Source organism: Oleiphilus sp. HI0117, assembly GCF_001635235.1.
The window spans coordinates 1-379 of record NZ_LWGA01000538.1; the positions used below are offsets into that span (position 1 = coordinate 1).

At 43.3% G+C, this 379-nt stretch carries 1 protein-coding gene; it reads right to left on the minus strand.

Annotation, left to right across the window (positions count from 1 at the left end; genetic code table 11):
• Positions 1-126 precede the first annotated feature (126 nt).
• Positions 127-375, minus strand: coding sequence for a 30S ribosomal protein S16 (rpsP, locus tag A3757_RS05970; protein ID WP_068510835.1), 249 nt, complete (start codon positions 373-375; stop codon positions 127-129).
• Between the last annotated feature and the right edge of the window lie 4 nt (positions 376-379).

Sequence of the window (379 nt, forward strand, 5' to 3'; positions counted from 1 at the left end):
TTCACCCAACCCTTAACACCGTATACCGAGGTAATCTTACCCATTACAGCTTTTTCTGTAGCTTTGCTCATGAGTAATTATTTCCAGCCGGTATCAATGTTAGCTTTCCAGACTACTTAAACGGCCTTACGCAGCTTTAGCAGACTCTTTCAAAAGTGTCTTAACTCGGTCAGAAGTCTGAGCACCTTTATCTAACCAGTGCTGAACACGGTCAGAATCAACTCTTAAACGTTCTTCCTGGCCACGTGCCAAAGGATTGAAAAAACCAACACGTTCCAAATAACGACCATCACGTGAAGAACGGCTGTCTGTAACTGTTAGATGATAAAATGGGCGCTTCTTAGAGCCACCACGAGATAAACGGATAGTAACCATTCGT

What these genes read in the sequence shown, in the direction of transcription:
- rpsP (WP_068510835.1), bottom strand. Translation starts at nt 375, where the DNA reads ATGGTTACTATCCGTTTATCTCGTGGTGGCTCTAAGAAGCGCCCATTT.